Origin of the sequence: Bifidobacterium sp. M0307 (assembly GCF_016100445.1) — a bacterium.
In the GTDB taxonomy this organism is placed as follows: domain Bacteria; phylum Actinomycetota; class Actinomycetes; order Actinomycetales; family Bifidobacteriaceae; genus Bombiscardovia; species Bombiscardovia coryneformis.
Genome location: NZ_JACFSL010000001.1, coordinates 732146 through 749327 on the forward strand (window position 1 = coordinate 732146; position 17182 = coordinate 749327).

At 59.9% G+C, this 17182-nt stretch carries 10 protein-coding genes and 2 pseudogenes; 1 reads left to right on the plus strand and 11 read right to left on the minus strand.

The annotated features are described in order from the left end of the window. Window positions 1–4 precede the first annotated feature (4 nt). Window positions 5–394, plus strand: a complete 390-nt coding sequence (locus H3V08_RS02925) for a hypothetical protein (protein ID WP_198181536.1) — start codon at window positions 5–7, stop codon at window positions 392–394. A gap of 61 nt (window positions 395–455) precedes the next feature. Here the strand turns inward: H3V08_RS02925 and metF are convergent, their stop codons facing one another. The 11 genes and pseudogenes from metF to gltB all read right to left on the minus strand — a co-directional run bounded on the left by metF (window position 456) and on the right by gltB (window position 17106). Further along, a complete protein-coding gene (gene metF / locus H3V08_RS02930; RefSeq protein ID WP_198181537.1) occupies window positions 456–1331 on the minus strand; it encodes a methylenetetrahydrofolate reductase [NAD(P)H] in 876 nt (291 codons plus the stop codon). Window positions 1332–1380: 49 nt separating this feature from the next. Next, window positions 1381–3705 carry a 5-methyltetrahydropteroyltriglutamate--homocysteine S-methyltransferase gene (gene metE / locus H3V08_RS02935; RefSeq protein ID WP_198181538.1) on the minus strand — a complete coding sequence of 775 codons (2325 nt, stop codon included), beginning with the start codon at window positions 3703–3705 and terminating at the stop codon, window positions 1381–1383. Window positions 3706–3853: 148 nt separating this feature from the next. After that, on the minus strand, window positions 3854–4414 hold the full coding sequence (locus H3V08_RS02940) for a SixA phosphatase family protein (RefSeq protein WP_045921288.1): 561 nt from the start codon (window positions 4412–4414) through the stop codon (window positions 3854–3856). Between the two features lie 72 nt (window positions 4415–4486). Beyond that, entirely contained in the window at window positions 4487–5611 is a 1125-nt protein-coding gene (locus H3V08_RS02945) for a tRNA (adenine-N1)-methyltransferase (protein ID WP_198181539.1), read from the minus strand. Next, window positions 5611–7563, minus strand: a complete 1953-nt coding sequence (locus tag H3V08_RS02950; RefSeq protein WP_232340093.1) for an ABC transporter ATP-binding protein — start codon at window positions 7561–7563, stop codon at window positions 5611–5613. Before H3V08_RS02950 ends, H3V08_RS02945 begins: the two co-directional genes overlap by 1 nt. Next, on the minus strand, window positions 7563–9326 hold the full coding sequence (locus H3V08_RS02955) for an ABC transporter ATP-binding protein (protein WP_198181540.1): 1764 nt from the start codon (window positions 9324–9326) through the stop codon (window positions 7563–7565). Before H3V08_RS02955 ends, H3V08_RS02950 begins: the two co-directional genes overlap by 1 nt. A gap of 153 nt (window positions 9327–9479) precedes the next feature. Further along, window positions 9480–10373: an ABC transporter ATP-binding protein gene (locus tag H3V08_RS02960; RefSeq protein ID WP_198181541.1), complete on the minus strand. Its 894-nt coding sequence runs from the start codon at window positions 10371–10373 to the stop codon at window positions 9480–9482. Window positions 10374–10421: 48 nt separating this feature from the next. Further along, window positions 10422–10877 carry a hypothetical protein gene (locus tag H3V08_RS02965; protein WP_033496972.1) on the minus strand — a complete coding sequence of 152 codons (456 nt, stop codon included), beginning with the start codon at window positions 10875–10877 and terminating at the stop codon, window positions 10422–10424. An 87-nt stretch (window positions 10878–10964) separates the two neighbouring features. Further along, a pseudogene (locus H3V08_RS07650) lies at window positions 10965–11375 on the minus strand (FAD-dependent oxidoreductase); the annotation flags it as partial. 84 nt (window positions 11376–11459) lie between these two features. Beyond that, a pseudogene (locus tag H3V08_RS02970) lies at window positions 11460–12530 on the minus strand (glutamate synthase subunit beta); the annotation flags it as partial. 1 nt (window position 12531) lies between these two features. Next, on the minus strand, window positions 12532–17106 hold the full coding sequence (gltB, locus tag H3V08_RS02975) for a glutamate synthase large subunit (protein ID WP_198181542.1): 4575 nt from the start codon (window positions 17104–17106) through the stop codon (window positions 12532–12534). Between the last annotated feature and the right edge of the window lie 76 nt (window positions 17107–17182).

The following is a 17182-nucleotide window of genomic DNA, read 5'->3' on the forward strand; positions in this document are numbered from 1 at the left end:
AAAATTGCCGTCAATAGACTATGCCATCATCATCGGGGCTGGAATCCTGGCTCTCCTGGATGGATTTTTCCTCGGTCTGATGCCCATGAACAGCGAACGCTTGACCCCCAGCCAGCGCACCTGGTCCCAAGTGGCATCGTTGATTGGCATCGGTCTGGTAGTGGTGCTCATCCTCATCGGGCAGGATACTGCCTCCTGGGCGGCCATCGCAGCCATGATAGCCGGAATCATCATTGGCATCGTTCCACCAGTCAAGACGGTTATGCAGACCAGGTTCGCCTGGTTGCAACCTGAGGTGGAATCCGACCGGGCGGCAGCAGGCAAGAAGCAATCCCATGGGAAGCAAACCGGAGGCAAGTCCTCCCCTACCGGGAAATCAAAAAAGAAAAACTGAGCACCGTCCCGACATGGAAGGGCATCATCGTTCAACCCGGCGATAAGGTCCTTCGCCACCGTCAGAGGCTCAACATCGATGACGATGCCTGGCGGACCTTGAACAGATGACGGACATTGTGCCAGATGCGACGAGTGACACCGGCCTGGTTCATGGAATACAGGTGGATGCCGTCCACCCCTTGGGAGACCAGGTCGGCAATCTGTTGAGAGGCATAGATGATTCCCGCCTCCCGCAGACTCGTCCGGTCATCGCCCCATCTGTCCAGGATGGTATTCACCGCCGGAGGGATGCTCGCTGCACAGACCTCGCTCATATGGCGAACCTGACCGGCATTGGTGATGGGCATGATGCCTGCCTCGATGGGTACGTCGATCCCCGTCCCCCTGGCCCTGCCCAGGAAGTCGGTGAAGTAATCGTTGTCGTAGAAGAGCTGCGATATCAAATGGGAGGCACCCGCATCGACCTTGATCTTCAGATTATCCAAATCCGCCTGGGGTGATGCCGCCTCTGGATGGGTTTCCGGATAGCAGGCACCGAAGATGGTCATATCAGGGCGCTTGGCATGAATATAGGCCACCAGGTCGCTGGCATGATCGAAGACCCCCGCAGGGGTCCTCCCCTCCACACTGTCCCCGCGCAGAGGAAGAACCGCTGCCACACCGGCCCTGTCGAACATATCCAGGGCCTGGTCAACAATCTCCTTGTCGGCGTACTGGGCCGTAAGGTGGGCCACGGAGGGAATGCCGTACTCGGTATGAATGGTGCGGGCGATCCTTGCTGTGGCTGTACGGTCGGATTGCTTGCCCGTGCCGTAGGTTACGGATATGAAATCAGGCATGAGCCCCTCAAGACCATCCAAGGTATCGTAGATGGTCCCCACCGGCGCATCGCGCTTCGGAGGAAACACTTCCAGCGAGAATATGGGCTCATGCATGATGAATCATCCCTGCTTTCGCCGGCGGACAGGCCACCGGCCGCCATTGTTACCGTTGTGACGACGACAGTTCTTCCCTGACCAGCTTGGCCGCAGCGACCATATGTTCCAGACTGGGCCAGGTCTCTTCATTGCCTCGGGTCTTGAGCCCGCAGTCGGGATTGATCCAGACCTTTCGGGCATCCAGCTTGTCAAGGATGGCATGTATCCGCTCGACGATCTCCTCCTCGGAGGGGATGCGGGGCGAGTGAATATCATAGACACCCGGTCCTGCTTCTGTCTCGAAGTGCGCCTCCTCGATGGCATCAAGAACAGTCAGATCCGACCTGGAAGCCTCGAAGGAGATGACGTCAGCATCCATGGCGTCAATGTCCTTGATGATGTCGTTGAATTCCGAGTAGCACATATGGGTGTGAATCTGGGTTGTCGGCTTTACGGCCGAATGAACCAGTCGGAAGGCGGGAACCGCCCAGTCCAGATACCCCGTGTGCCAGTCGGAGCGCCTCAGGGGCAGTTTTTCACGAAGCGCGGCCTCGTCTATCTGGATGACCTTGATACCCGCAGCCTCCAGGTCAAGCACCTCGTCGCGGATGGCCAGGGCCAGTTGCCGCGTCTGCTCCTCATGGGTGATGTCCTCACGGGGCCAGGACCAGTTCAATATCGTGACGGGCCCCGTCAGCATGCCCTTGACCACGTGCTTGGTACATGACTGGGCATAGGAACTCCACCGTACGGTGATGGGCCTGGCGCGGGAGACGTCACCCCATACTATGGGGGGCTTGACGCAACGCGTACCATACGACTGCACCCAGGCGTTCTTGGTGAAGAGGTACCCATTCAGGTTCTGCCCGAAGTACTCGACCATGTCATTGCGCTCGAACTCGCCATGCACCAGGACATCCAGGCCGATCCGCTCTTGGTGGTCGATGACCTGGTCGATCTGCGAGGCGATGAACCCGTCGTACTCCTCCTGGCTGATTTCCTTTTTGCGCAGTCTGGCGCGGTAAGACCTCACCTCGGCGGTCTGGGGGAAGGATCCGATTGTCGTGGTCGGCAGATCAGGGAGACAGAGTTCTTCGGCCTGAATCCGCTGACGCTCAGCCCGGGCAGGTTGACGGACAAAGTCCTGTTCGTCCAGGGCTTCAAGGCGGTTGGAGACCGCCTGGTCCCTCTCCACCCTGGTACCGTCGAAGAGGCGCTGGTTATCGGCCAGAACGCGGGAATCCTTCTTTTCTTCGTCGTCGGCTGCCGCAAGGATGGCCAGGTCATGCAGCTCATCCAGCTTCTCCACGGCGAAGGCGAAATGGGGACGGACCGTCTTGGCGTCTAGCCCCTCCTCATTCCTTACCGTAAAGGGAACATGAAGGAGGGATGAGGCGGTGGAGACGACCACATCCGGAGTGACCTGACGGACCGCATCGAGGATACCCAGACTGACCGCGTAGTTGTTTCGCCAGATATTGCGCCCGTTGACCAGACCGGCGAAGACCGTGGTCCCCTGCTTGACCCCGTGCTCCTTAAGAGCCGCCAGATTTTCGTCACGTCCCTCGACCAGGTCCAGACCGATACCGTCGAATCCCAGCTCATTGATACAGGCCAGACAGTCCCCCACATGGCCGAAGTATGTCTGCAGAAGTATCCTGACATACCCTTCGCCGCCTTGCCTGGCAGGAAGAATGGCCCGGTACAGGTTTCGGAAGAGGTCCAGGTCGCCGTCCTCCTTGTCAAGAACCAGGTAGGGCTCATCAAGCTGAACCCAGTCGGCGCCAAGGTCGGCAAAACGGCGGATGATGTCAGCATAGGCCTTGGACAGGGCCGATACCAGATCCTGTCCAGGTTCGATTCTCTCCCCCTCGGGACCACGTGCCAGCTTGAGGAAGGTGTAGGGGCCGATCACCACAGGCTTGGTGGCGATTCCCTGGTCCTTCGCCTCTTGATATTCGTCGAACGGCTTCGAACCCGCAAGCTCCACATGCGTATCGGCATCGATTTCAGGAACCAGGTAATGGTAGTTGGTCGTAAACCACTTTTTCATGGGCAGGGCGGTCACATCGCCTTGATCACCCTGATAGCCACGGCCCATGGCAAAGAGCATATCTTCAGGGCCAAGACCCAGATCGGCGTAACGGCGGGGCACCACATTGAGCAGGATGGCTGTGTCCAGCATCTGGTCGTAGTAACTGAAGTCATTGCTGGGAATCAGGTCTATGCCTGCTTCCTTCTGGAGATTCCAGTGCTCGGAACGCAGTGAAAGGGCCGTTTCCCTGACACTGTCCAGGTCCAGCTTTCCCTTCCAGTAGCCCTCGATGGCTTTCTTGAGCTCCCGCTGTGCTCCGATGCGCGGGAAACCGATCACGGATGTGCTGGCTGACATGAAACCTCCCCATTGGTGGTGATATCTCAGGTCAGGTTAACAGCGCCGGTCAGGACCAGGTAATCGGTGGGGGTAAGGTGTCGTTATAAATTCAATTGATACCCATTCGAATCGCTTACGGGAGAGCGGTTCGGCAGGTCTCGGCGGGCTAGTTCGAGAAGTCGTGCGGTTCCAGAATCCCCAGAAGACGGGCAGTGTGGGTCTGCCACTCCTTGAAGGGCTTCTCGGAGCCGAAGATGACCAGGTTGGCCGGAGAGAGGCCGAGATTCAGAAGGTCGAGCAGATCCGGGTCGGACTCGGGCTTGGCCAGCCACTGGCTGCAAATCGACATGATGGGTTCATGGCCTATGACCATGAGTCTGTGTTGCTTGGGCTTGGTCTCGGCCAGTTGGTCGAAAACGGCCTGCATTCCCGACTCGTAGAGGTCCTCGCGGTAGTCCACCTCGGGGCCATCACCAAACGGTTTGAGCATCCTGTCCAGGGTCTGGCGGGCGCGTCGGGCCCCTGAACAGACGATTCTGTCGGGGACCAGGTCGAATTTGACCAGTCCCTTACCCACCTTTCTGGCCTGCTTGAGTCCCTTCTCGGTAAGCTGCCGGTTCCTGTCCCCCTCAGGAGCTTCGGATTCGGTCTTGGCATGGCGCATCAACATCAACGTATAGGTGCACTTGCCAGCATGTTTGGCGATCTTCTTGATATTGACACCCATTCCGAGTCCTCTCTTCGAAGGGTCGACAACTCCGCAAGAAAGCCGACCTGTCCATTATGACAGATTCGACCCCTACGAGTCGGACCTTTCCTCTGTTGGGCCCGGATACTGGTCCATGGTGCCGATTTCCTTGTCCAGATCACGAAGGACCTTGCGCAGTTTCCTGTCGGAGATATCCCGCAGCTCCAGGGAATCCAGATCCTGGTCGTCCTTTCGTGTTTCCTGCACCTGGTCGATGTCGGTCGTGTAGTCCTTGGTGGCCCGGATTTTCTTCTGAAGGGCCGTCTGACCAGGGGCCATGGCCCGGGCTACCACCAGGAAGCCGGTGTGCCCGATCATCTGATGTTCCGGTCGGACCGCCAACCCATCGGCCTTCCAGGATCGCTCCATCGTTTCCTGAATCTCGGGCTCAGTCCAGTGCCCGCTCCTGCGTAACGACTCGACCATTCGACTCATCTGGGTGGTCGTCGTGATGTAGGCCGTCAGCACACCGCCGGGTGCCAGTACCCGATAAGCGGCATCCAGCCTGTTCCATGGGTCCAGCATGTCCAGGACGATTCTGTCGAAGTAGCCTTCGTCCAGGCCGGCCGCCCTGGTGTCGAAATCACCGACCAGGAGATTCCACCAGGCGGGGCTGTTCCCGTAGTAGACCGTGGCGTTGCCCATCGCCACCCGAGCGAACTCGGGCCGCACCTCGATGGTGGTAAGGGACCCATCCGGCCCTACGGCATCAAGCAGGCCGAGGCTCATGGCACCGGATCCGGCTCCCGATTCCAGGACGCGCATACCATGCCTGACATCACCCAGGGAAATGACCTGGGCGATGTCCTTTGGGTACATGATCTGGGCCCCGCGTGGCATGGAGAGGATGAAGTCCTCCAACCTGGGGCGCATGACCGTATACTGCCACCCGCCGATGGCCCGCGCCGACTTCCACGGCTTGGCGCGGTCACGCTCGGCCGGTGCACTCCCGCCCGTGTCTGTATCGTCTCCGACATGACGGTCATGCCAGGCGCTGGCGGAAATGGAGGTGACGACCGATCCTTCTGGAAGGCCAACCATGTCGTCATGGGGCAGAAACCCTCTATCGGTCTGTGTAACCCCGTTCGGCGAAAGCATGACGGTAAGCAACCGGCCCTTTTTGTCTGTCAGTTGCACTCGCTCGCCATAGGTCAGCGGACCGCGTCGTACACCCATCAGGATTCCTCGTTCCCCTCTGTGAACTGCGAGTTATAGAGAGAGGCATAGGCTCCGCCCCTCTCCAGGAGTTGGGCATGTGTGCCCTGTTCGACGACCGACCCGTGGTTGACTACCAGGATCAGGTCGGCATCACGGATTGTCGAAAGCCGGTGGGCGATGACAAAGCTGGTCCTGCCCGCGCGGAGGGTGTTCATGGCCTGCTGCACCAGAAGTTCAGTCCTGGTATCGACCGAAGAGGTGGCTTCATCCAGGATCAGGATGTCGGGGTCGGACAGGAAGGCACGGCAGATGGTCATCAACTGGCGCTCCCCCTGGCTGAGTTCACTGCTGTCCTCAGTCAGGACTGTGTTGTAGCCATCCGGCAGCTTCCTGATGAACTCATCGACATGGGTGGCCCTGGCTCCCTCGATCATCTGCTCATCAGGGATGGTCGTCCCCTCATTCAGACCGTAAAGAAGGTTGTCGCGAACCGTTCCATCGAACAGCCAGGTGTCTTGGAGGACCATGCCGAAGTGGCTTCGCAGCTCTTTGCGGCTGACCTTGGAGATATCCACCCCATCGATCGTGATGCTCCCGCTTTGAATATCGTAGAAACGCATGAGGAGGTTGACCAGGGTGGTCTTGCCGGCACCAGTCGGGCCCACGATGGCGATGGTCTGGCCGGGCTTGGCCTCGATGGTCAGGTCCGTAATCAGTGGTTCTTCCGGTTTGTACGAGAAGCGGACGTGATCAAAACGGACCAGCCCATCGATGTGTCCACTGCCATCCTTGCCCAGGTGGTCGGGGTGATCCGGGTCAGGACGCTCCTCAGGCTCATCAAGGAATTCGAACACCCTCTTGCAGGAGGCGAGGGCGGATTGGAGCATGGTACCCATGGAGGCCAACTGGCCGATGGGCTGTGAAGCCTGCCGCGTGTACTGGGTGAATGCCTGGAGGCCACCGAGCGTCATGGTTCCGCTCAGCACGTGAACCCCTCCGACGATCACCACCACCACGAAGCTCAGGTTTCCGAAGAAGGTCGACATGGGCGTGACCAGGGCCGAGAAGAAGGACGCCTTGAATGAGGCCTGATAGAGTTCGCGGTTCTTCTCCTCGAACTCCGCCTCAGCCGCTTCCTGGTGGCCGAAGGCCCTGACCACCATGTGGCCTGAGAACATCTCCTCCACATGGCTGTTGACCTGGCCGGTCTGTATCCATTGCCGGGTGAACTGGGGCTGGGTCTTTTTGAGGATGATGCCAGCACACAGGGCCATGACCGGGATGATGACGAAGGCAATGAGCGTCAGCAGGGGCGATATGGTCAGCATCATGATGAAGGCACCGATGAGCGAAAAGACCGAGAAGAGCAGTTCGCCAAGAATCTCCTGAAGATTGCCCGAGATGTTGTCGATATCGTTCGTCGTCCGGCTCATGACCTCGCCACGCGGTGTCCGGTCGAAGTACTCCAGAGGCAGACGGTCCATCTTTTCCTCGATCTGCCGACGCATGGTGTAGACCGCATCGGAGACCAGCCTGGTCATCAGGAAGTTCTGGACCAGACGCACCAGGATGGAGACCACATAGACGCAAGTGACGAAAATCAGGATGGCGGCGAGGTGATTCCAGTCAATCCCCACACCGACCTGAACATCCATGGATGCGATCATCTGCGCGAACTTGTCCTCTCCCCTGCTTTCCAGGTGGGAGACGACAACCTCCTTGGGCGTTCCGGGCTTGACACCCATCTTGACCAGCATCGTTCCCAAAACACCTTCAAAAAGGACGTTGGTGGCCTGGCCCATGATCTTGGGACCGATGGCGATCAAAGCCACGGCGGCCATACCGGCAAGAATCATGAGGACGGCTCTCCAGGGGCTGGCCAGGAGATAACGCACCAGACGCGAAACAGTATGTCTCCGCTCGCCTTTCGGCAGTACGGGGGCCTGTGACATCTCGATCTCCGACGTCATCACTCGGCCCTCCCTTCGTCGATGCTGAGATCCTCCACGTCCGGTCCTTGTCCTCCTTGGGATTCAACGATTTCCTGATAGGTGGCACAGGTTTTCATGAGCTGGTCATGGGTACCCGTACCGACTATCCGGCCCTGGTCAAGGACCAGGATCTGGTCGGCCGTACGGATTGAGGCAGCCCTCTGCGCCACGACAATCTGCGTGGCGTGCCGGGTCACCGGAACCAGGGCCTGGTGGAGGGCCCGGTCCGTGGTCATGTCAAGAGCGGAGAAGGAATCGTCGAAGGTGTAGATCAGAGGGTTGCGAAGAATGGCTCGGGCCATGCAGAGTCGTTGCTTCTGACCTCCTGAGTAGTTGGTGCCACCCTCGGATACGCGGGCGTCCAATCCTGCCGGGTTCTCCTTGATGAAGTCCGCAGCCTGGGCAATGTTCAGGGCCTGCCATATCTGCTCATCACTGGCGTCGGGGTCTCCGAACAGCATATTGCTGCGGACGGTTCCGGTGAAGAGATTGGCCTTCTGGGGCACCGGTCCGAACAGGGTGGCCAACTGGTCGGGGTCGTACTCCTGCAGGTTGTGCCCGTCAACCAGAATCTCACCTTCAGTCACGTCAAACATCCTGCTGGCGAGACGAATTATGGTTGATTTGCCCGAACCCGTCGCCCCTATGATGGCCGTAGTGGTGCCGGGCCTGGCCGAGAAGGATATGTCGCTGAGGACGGGGTCTTCTGCTCCAGGGTAGGAGAAGCCGACATGCTTGAACTCAAGCACCCCCTTCGGGTTTTCGGGCCTGTACGGATTCTCAGGAGCCTGGATTTCACTGGTCGCTTCAAGAACCTCATTGATTCGTTTTGCCGACACGGTGGCACGAGGCAGCATGACCGACATCATTGCGGCCATCACCAGGCCCGAGAGGATGATCATCAGATACTGGATGAAGGCCTGAAGGGCACCTATCTGCATCCCGCCCGATTCAATCCGCTTGCCACCGAACCACATGATGGCGATGTTGGAGAGGTTGAGGAAGAACCAGAGGAGGGGTACCAGCATGCTCATCAGGCGGCCGGTCGAAATCAGAACGTCATAGACATCCTTGTTGGCCTTATCGAATCGTTGCGCCTCGGTCTTTTCCCTGACGAATGCCCGGATGACCCTGACGCCGGAAATCTGCTCGCGAACAAGTCGGTTGACCGAGTCCAGCATATTCTGCATCCGGGTGAAGAGCGGCCCCATCTGCCGCAGCAGGAAGAAGGCGATAACCAGAATCACCGGGATGATGACGGCAAGGGACCAGGTGAGCGGGCCGTCCTGACGCAGCGCCAGAACCAGTCCGCCAACCAGCATGACGGGTGCCTGGAGGATGATCATAAGGGTCTGCATGGTGGTCATCTGCAGTTGTTGAACATCATTGGTCGTTCGGGTTATCAGGGATCCCGCAGAGAAACGCTCTATCTCGTTAAGGCTGAATCCTTCGACCGCGGAGAACAGGTCACGCCGAAGCTCATATCCCATCCTCATGGCCAGCCGGGTGGCGTAGTAGACGGCCACGATGTTGGCGATGATCTGTAGGGCCGTGACACCCATCATCTGCCAGCCGATGCGGTAAATGGCGCCCTGGTCGCCAATGGCCACGCCCTTGTCGATGATGTCCGCCTGGAGGTTGGGCAGGTAGAGGTTAAGCGCGGTCTGTGCAACTTGGAAGATAACCAGCACAAGAACCTGTATCCAGTAGGGTTTCAAGTAGCGGGTCCATATCTTAAGCACTTCAACACCCTTCCGAGCATGCGCGTCCCCGGCGCTATCAGGACTAGAACCGTTTTAGTGTACAACAGCAGGATGTAAGGGAGTTTTGCTTTTCCTTGAGCTGAGTTTAGGGGCGGGAATCAAGCCAGGAGGCAGGGCTGTGTCCCTCTGGTTTCAGACCGTTGCAGTGGCGAAGGCGCCCCAACGGCCTTCGTCATGTATCACCTTCAGGTTCAGGCCGAATAGGTCGCTCAGTCGGCCTCCTGTCAGCCCCTCCTCGACCGGCCCCTGGAATGTTATGGTGCCGGGGTCCGGATCGCCTGGGGTCTGGGCGCGGACGGAATCCGACATGGGGCGGCGCCCCATCATGGCCACCTTGTCGAAGCCCTCTGGAATCTCCTCAAGACGATGCGTGACCAGAACGACTGTCCTGTCCTTGTCCTCCTGCCCGATACGGCTCAGGGCCTTGAGAACCAGCTCACGTCCACCCAGGTCCAGACCCGTCGTTGGCTCATCAAGGATGAGCAGATCAGGATTGGCCATGAGGGCCCGGCATATCAGCACCCTTCCCCGCTCCCCCTCAGAGAGTCTGTACATCCGCTTTCCACGCAGGTAGGCGATACCGAACCGGTCCATGAGCTGCATGGCGGCATCCTCCTGACCCTGTGTGAACTCTTCACGCCACCGGCCCGTCGTATCGCTGAAGGCGGTCAGAACCACATCGTAAGGGTCTTCCTGGGGGTTGATGGTCTTGGCCAGCTCGGCCGAAGCGAGGCCTATCCTCCACCGGTAGGAAAACACGTTCACCTTGCCCAGACGATTTCCGAGGATTTCAACGGTGCCGCTTGACGGAAAACCTCGGGTGCTCATCATGGAGATGAGCGTTGATTTCCCCACGCCGTTGGGGCCGAAGAGCACCCACTTCTCACCCCGGCCTATCTCAAGGTCGACATGGTCGAGGATGATGCGTCCCTGACGCCTGTACTGGACGTCCTTGAGCCTGATGGCAGGTTCCCGGCGCTCCACGGTATCCGACCCGCGCTTTGCAGTCCCCTTGCTACCCGCCATGTTCCTCCACGACCTCTCAGTAATCTCGGACCTTTGGACCTGGGTTCGTCACACCGCCGTACCGTAGGAGTCCAGGTTGGGGTTGTCCTTGTATGAGCCTCCAACGAAAAAGAGCAGGACGATTCCGAAACAGAAGACACCGGCCATGGTGATGGTGCCCCATAGCGGAATGGAGGGGAACCACATGCAGACCAGGAAGGCGATGCCCGAGCCGATGATCAGCATCCAGGCGAAAATGCGCAACCACTGTCGCAGAGAGTGAGGGGCCTTGACCAGCTTGGGATTGCGATAGTTGGGGTTACCGACCGGATTTTCATCAGACAGTTCGGAGTGGCCCCTGGGCTTCCATTCCCCGCTTTCACCCGCCGCAAGCCTGCGAGAGCGCTCCTGGAGGGTCCTTTCATCGATCACTCCGGCCCGGCCGCGATCGGCTCCCCGGTATGAGTCCTGTCCTCCCCTACGACTGCGCTTGGCCTGTGCCCTGCGTTCCGCGCGGTTGGTCATCGCACGCCTCCAATAATCCGTTGCTCGTCAATGAACCGGATGGCCGCCAGCATGTGGCGCACCATCCGGATACCGTACCAACCTATCTTAGCGTGCGATGGGAAGAGCCATCGGGCGTTGCGAAGATACGATGGGGGCCGGCAGCTCTGTTGCCCCGGTCAGGTAGCGGTCCACCGAGGCCGCACAGGAACGTCCCTCGGCGATGGCCCAAACAACCAGGGACTGACCCCGGCCTGCGTCACCACAGGAGAAGAGACCATCAACGTTGGTGGCATACCCGTCGTTACGGGCCACGTTTCCACGCTGGTCCAGGTTCACCTGCGTCTGATCCGTCAGGGTACCGGTCTCAGGGTGGGCGAATCCCACGGAAATCAAGACCAGGTCGGCCGGTAGTACCCGCTCGGTCCCCTCGACGGGAACCAGGTGATGCAGGTCATCCTCCTCCACCTTGACGACTCGGACACCGCTGATATGGCCCTGCCCGTCCTCTTCAAACCCTGCAGGTGCCATGACCCTGTCGACCCGGGCCCGGGGATCGCCCTCGTCCAACCCGGAGGAGCGCAGTACCTGGTCCCTGTCCAGGAACTCCAGGCTGTCGACGCTGTACTCATAGGTACCGCCTTCAGCCATGGAAGTGGTCTTCTGGTAGAGCCTCGCGTAGGTGGGCCAGGGCTGGTCGTCCGGGCGTTCCGTGGGTTCACAGGGACGTATCTGAAGGACCGTGACAGACCTGGCTCCCTGACGCAGGGCCGTACCCAGGCAGTCGGAACCCGTGTCCCCTCCCCCGATGATGACCACGTCCTTGCCTCTGGCATCGATGTTGTGCAGCGGCGCCTTACCCATCAGTTCACGGGTGGGGTCAGGCAGATAGTCCATGGCGTAGTGGATACCCTCCAGGCCACCACCCGGCAGGTCGACCTTCCTGGGGACCGTGGATCCGATCGCCACTACCACGGCGTCATACCGCGAGCGCAGTTCGTCCCAGCCGATGTCGCGCCCGATTTCAACACCTGTATGGAAGCGGGTCCCCTCTGATTCCATCTGCTGGATGCGCTGGTCCAGGAGAGACTTCTCCAACTTGAAATTGGGAATCCCGTACCGCATCAGTCCGCCTATGGCATCGGCCCGTTCATAGACGACCACGGTGTGACCGGCGCGAGTCAGCTGCTGGGCACAGGCCAGTCCAGCGGGACCAGAACCCACCACGGCAACGGTCATATCAGTCAGCCGCTGCGGGGGCTTGGGACGCACCAGTCCGAGTTTCCAAGCCTGGTCGATGATGGTCTGTTCGTCCAGTTTGATCATCGTTGCCGGTTGGTGGATGGAGAGGACACAGGAGGATTCACACAGGGCCGGGCATATCCTTCCGGTCACCTCAGGGAAGTTGTTGGTCACCGAGAGGCGGTCATAGGCATCGTCCCACTTGCCCTGGCGCACGAGGTCGTTGAACTCGGGAATGATGTTGCCCAGGGGGCATGCGGTCATACAGAAGGGGGTGCCGCAGTCCATGCAGCGGGCCGCCTGCTCGGTCGTCCAGGGCTGAAGACCCGACTCGGCATGTACGTCGTTCCAGTCCCGGAGCCGCTCGGCGACGGGTCGCTCCGCCAGCTCATGCCGGGTACGGACCTTGAGGAATCCTTTGGGATCTGCCATGTCAGTGAGCTCCTTCCATGACCTGCTCGTATGTCTGCTCCCAAACACCCGGGGCGTTGAAGTCCACCTGGTTCCGTCGGGCCAGTTCCATGGCCTCCTTCATGGCCAGATACTGCCTCGGGACCACGTGGGTGAAGCGGCGCAGGGATGCGGTCCAGTTGCGCACCAGTGTCTCGGCCGTGACGGAACCGGTCTGCTCGGCATGGGACTTGACCAGGCCGAATAGCTCCTCGGCATCGCTCTCGTCGGGGACCAGGAACTTCAGAGATCCGTTCTCCTTGGCCTCGGGGTTGACCTTGGTCATATCCAGGTCCAGGACGTAAACGTCCCCACCGGAGAAACCGGCACCGAAGTTGCGTCCGGTCGGCCCCAGGACGACCACGGTCCCACCGGTCATGTACTCGCAACCATGGTCTCCAACACCTTCAACCACGAAGCGGCCACCACCGTTTCTGACGGCGAATCGTTCTCCGGCCTGGCCTGCCACATACATGGAACCTGACGTTGCGCCGAAACCGGCCACGTTCCCGCAGATGACATTGGTGTGCGGATCGAACCGGATACCCTCCTCGGGCCTGACGACCAGGCATCCGCCGGAGAGCCCCTTGCCTGCATAGTCGTTGACTTCGCCATAGACCCTGATGGTCTCACCCTTGGGAATGAAGGCACCCACCGACTGTCCGGCAGACCCATGGAGAGTGATGTCGATGGTGTCTTCCGGAAGCCCCTCGGCACGGTATCTGCGGGTGATCTCGTACCCCAGCATGGTACCGACGGTCCTGTCGACGTTTCTCACAGGCTCTTCGATCCGGACCGGCTCCTTGCGTTCCAGGGCCGGGCGAGCCATCTCTATCAGCCCCCTGTCCATGGAGCCGGACAGTTCGTGATCCTGATCCTCGGTGTGATGAAGGATGGTTCCAGGTGTGGGACCGGGTTGCACAAGCACCGGGGCGAGATCGATGCCCTGGCTCTTCCAGGTCTCTACCGCCTTGTCTTGGTTCAGGCACTCCACATGACCCACCGCCTCCTCAAGGGTGGCGAATCCAAGCTGAGCCAGGATTTCGCGTACCTCCTCGGCGATGTACATGAAGAAGTTGATCACGTGCTCGGGCTTGCCTTGGAACCTGGCTCGAAGCTCCGGATCCTGCGTGGCTATGCCCTGGGGACAGGTGTTCTTCTGGCAGGCGCGCATCATGACACACCCCTCCACCATCAGGGCGGTGGTGGCGAACCCGAATTCCTCAGCCCCGAGAAGTGCCGCTACGACCACATCTCGACCAGTTTTGAGCTCGCCGTCGCACTGGACGACCACCCTGCTCCGCAACCCGTTCATGATCAGGGTCTGCTGGGTCTCCGCAAGACCAATCTCCCAGGGGGTGCCTGCATGTTTGATGGCATTCAGGGGGGCCGCCCCGGTTCCACCATCCTGACCGGAGATCAGGACCACATCGGCATGGCACTTGGCTACACCGGCGGCGACAGTCCCCACACCGAACTCGGAAACCAGCTTGACGTGGATCCGGGCTTTGGGATTGGCCATCTTGAGGTCGTGAATCAGCTGCTTCAAATCCTCGATGGAGTAGATGTCGTGGTGGGGAGGAGGGGAAATCAGCTCAACACCGGGGGTTGCACGGCGCACCTCCGCTATCCAGGGCGGCACCTTTGCCCCGGGCAGGTGTCCACCCTCGCCGGGCTTGGCTCCCTGGGCCAACTTGATCTGCAGGTCGGTGGCCGAAACCAGGTAGTCGCTGGTGACCCCGAACCGTGCAGAGGCTATCTGCTTGATCCTGCTGGTCCGCTCCGGATCGTCGATCCTGTCCTGGGATTCACCGCCCTCACCGGAATTGGACCTTGCCCCTATACGGTTCATGGCCAGGGCTAGTGTCTCATGGGCCTCCTGCGAGATGGACCCGTAGCTCATGGCTCCGGTGGAGAACCGCTTGACGATTTCAGTAGCGGGCTCCACCTGGTCCAGGGGAATCGGTTGACGTTTGGGGACCAGCTTCATCAGTCCGCGCAGGGTCATGATCCTGTTGGAGGTGTCATTGACATAACGGCTGTACTCCTTGAACAGCCCGTAGTCGCCACGCTGTGTCGATTGTTGAAGGAGGAAGATGGCCTGGGGGTCGTTCAGATGGTTTTCACCGGTGCGGCGCCACTTGTAATCGCCTCCGGTCTTGAGGTTTCTGTGGGGCCTGGCGGTCCATTGATTGGGATAGGCCACCCGGTGCCTGATGGCCACCTCTTCCGCTATCTCGTCGAGACCTATGCCTCCCACCCGCGACGTGGTCCCGGTGAAGTACCGGTCGATCACCTCCTGGCTGAGTCCTATGGCCTCGAAGAGCTGGGCTCCCCGGTACGACATGATGGTGCTGACGCCCATCTTGCTCATGATTTTGAGGACCCCGGTACTCAGTGCCTTGACCAGGTTGGCGGAGGCCTGGTCCGGAGTGACACTCAGATAGCCTGAATTGGCGAGGTTCTCCACCGATTCCAAAGCCAGATAGGGGTTTACACAGGCGGCTCCGTAAGCAATGAGCAGGGCAACATGATGTATCTCACGCACGTCGCCGGCTTCGATCGCCAGGGAGACCTGGGTTCGGGTGTGGCTACGCAGGAGGTGATGCTGGACGGCGCTGGTCAAGAGAAGGGAAGGGATGGGCCCCCAGGTGTGGTTGGAATCCCTGTCCGAGAGAATCAGCACGTTGCTGCCTACCGCTATGGCCTGATCAACCTCCTGGAATATCTGGTCCAGACGCTCCTTCAAGGCAGGTCCCTTTCCGGCAACCTGATAGAGGCCGCGCACCAGATAGGGCTTGTAATGGCCGCCCAGAATGCTGGCATGCTCCAGACGCTTCAGTTGTGCCATCTGGTCGGAATCAACCACAGGCAGATCTATGCGAATCTTCTTGGCGTGCTGTGGCAGATCCTCCAGAAGGTTCGGTTCCGGACCGATGGCGGAAGCGATGCTGGTCACAACCTCCTCGCGCTCCCAGTCCAGGGGCGGGTTGGTGACCTGCGCGAACTTCTGGGTGAAGTAGTCGAACAGCATCCGCGACCGGTCGGACAGGACGGCGATGGGCGCATCGTTGCCCATGGAGCCTATCGGCTCCGCACCGTTCTGGGCCATGGGTCCAAGGATGAGCTTCAGATCCTCCTGGGTGTAGCCGAAGGCACGCTGACGACGCTGCACCGAAACCCTTGAGTGGTTGACATGGGCACGCTCGGGAAGGTCGTCAAGGCAGAAGGTGTTCTCGGACACCCACTTGCGATACGGATGGCTACTGGCCAGTTCGTGTTTGATCTCATCATCGGAGATGAGCCTGCCCTCATCCGTGTCCACCAGGAACATTTTCCCTGGTTCGAGGCGGCCTTTCCTCAGTATGTGATCCTGCGGGGTCTTATCCAGCACCCCGGCCTCGGAAGCCAGAACCAGGTGTCCATCGTCGGTGACCTGCCAGCGCCCGGGACGCAGTCCGTTTCTGTCCAACTGGGCACCGACCAGACGCCCATCCGTGAAGACGATTGAAGCAGGGCCGTCCCAAGGCTCGATCAGGGTGTTGTTGTATTCGTAGAAGGCCCTCAGGTCGGGGTCCATGTCCGGGTCCTTCTCCCATGCGGGCGGGAGCATCATGGATATGGCGTGCGGCAGGGAGCGACCGGCCAGGTGGAGGAGTTCCAAGGTCTCATCAAAGGTGCCGGAATCGGATCCCCCCGGGGTGGTGATGGGCAGGAGTGGCTCCATATCGCCCAGAAGTTCGGACCTGAGACGACCCTCTCTGGCGGACATCCAGTTCCGATTCCCCTGAATCGTGTTGATCTCCCCGTTATGGGCAATGAGTCGGAAGGGCTGAGCCAGGGGCCAGGATGGGAAGGTGTTGGTGGAGAAGCGGGAGTGGACGATGGCCACCCGGGCCTTCATCGTCGGGTCCGACAGGTCAGGGAAGAACCCTGTCAGCTGCATGGTGGTCAGCATTCCCTTGTAGGTGATGGTCCTGGAGGAAAGGGAGGCGAAATAGACGCCGACTTCATGCTCGGCCCTTTTGCGGACCCGATAGGCAAGCCTGTCCAGATCGATACCGCTCCGTCGGGCCTGGTCGGCATCCTGCAGGACCAGGGTTCTGAAGAGGGGCATGGTGGAAAGGGCCTGAAGACCCAGACCATCCGGGTTTGTGGGAACCACTCTCCAGGCCAGGACCTCCAGCCCCTCTTCGACGGCAATGGCGGCAATGGCCTGTTCTTCCTCCGAGGCCTTGACCGGATCCCTGTCAAGGAAGGCCAGGCCCGCCACGTAGTGACCTGCTTGAGGCAGATCGACATCCAGGCTGTTCCTCATGAACAGGTCGGGCATGGAAATCATGATTCCCGCCCCGTCGCCCGTGTTGGGCTCGGCACCCACGGCACCTCGATGGTCCAGGTTCACCAGAACCTGGATGGCCTCGTCGATGATTCTCCGCTCGTCCTGCTTGTTGAGGGTGGCCACCATGCCGATACCGCAGGCATCATGCTCCGCAGAGGGGTCATAAAGACCCCGGGGCTGATGGACGTGCAGATCAAGAGGAGCCTGGAAGGACACCGCAATCACCCCATTCTTGGACCGGTAGCACGACGGGGACGCTTCGGATGCCCCATTCGGCGACAGAGTAGTAGTG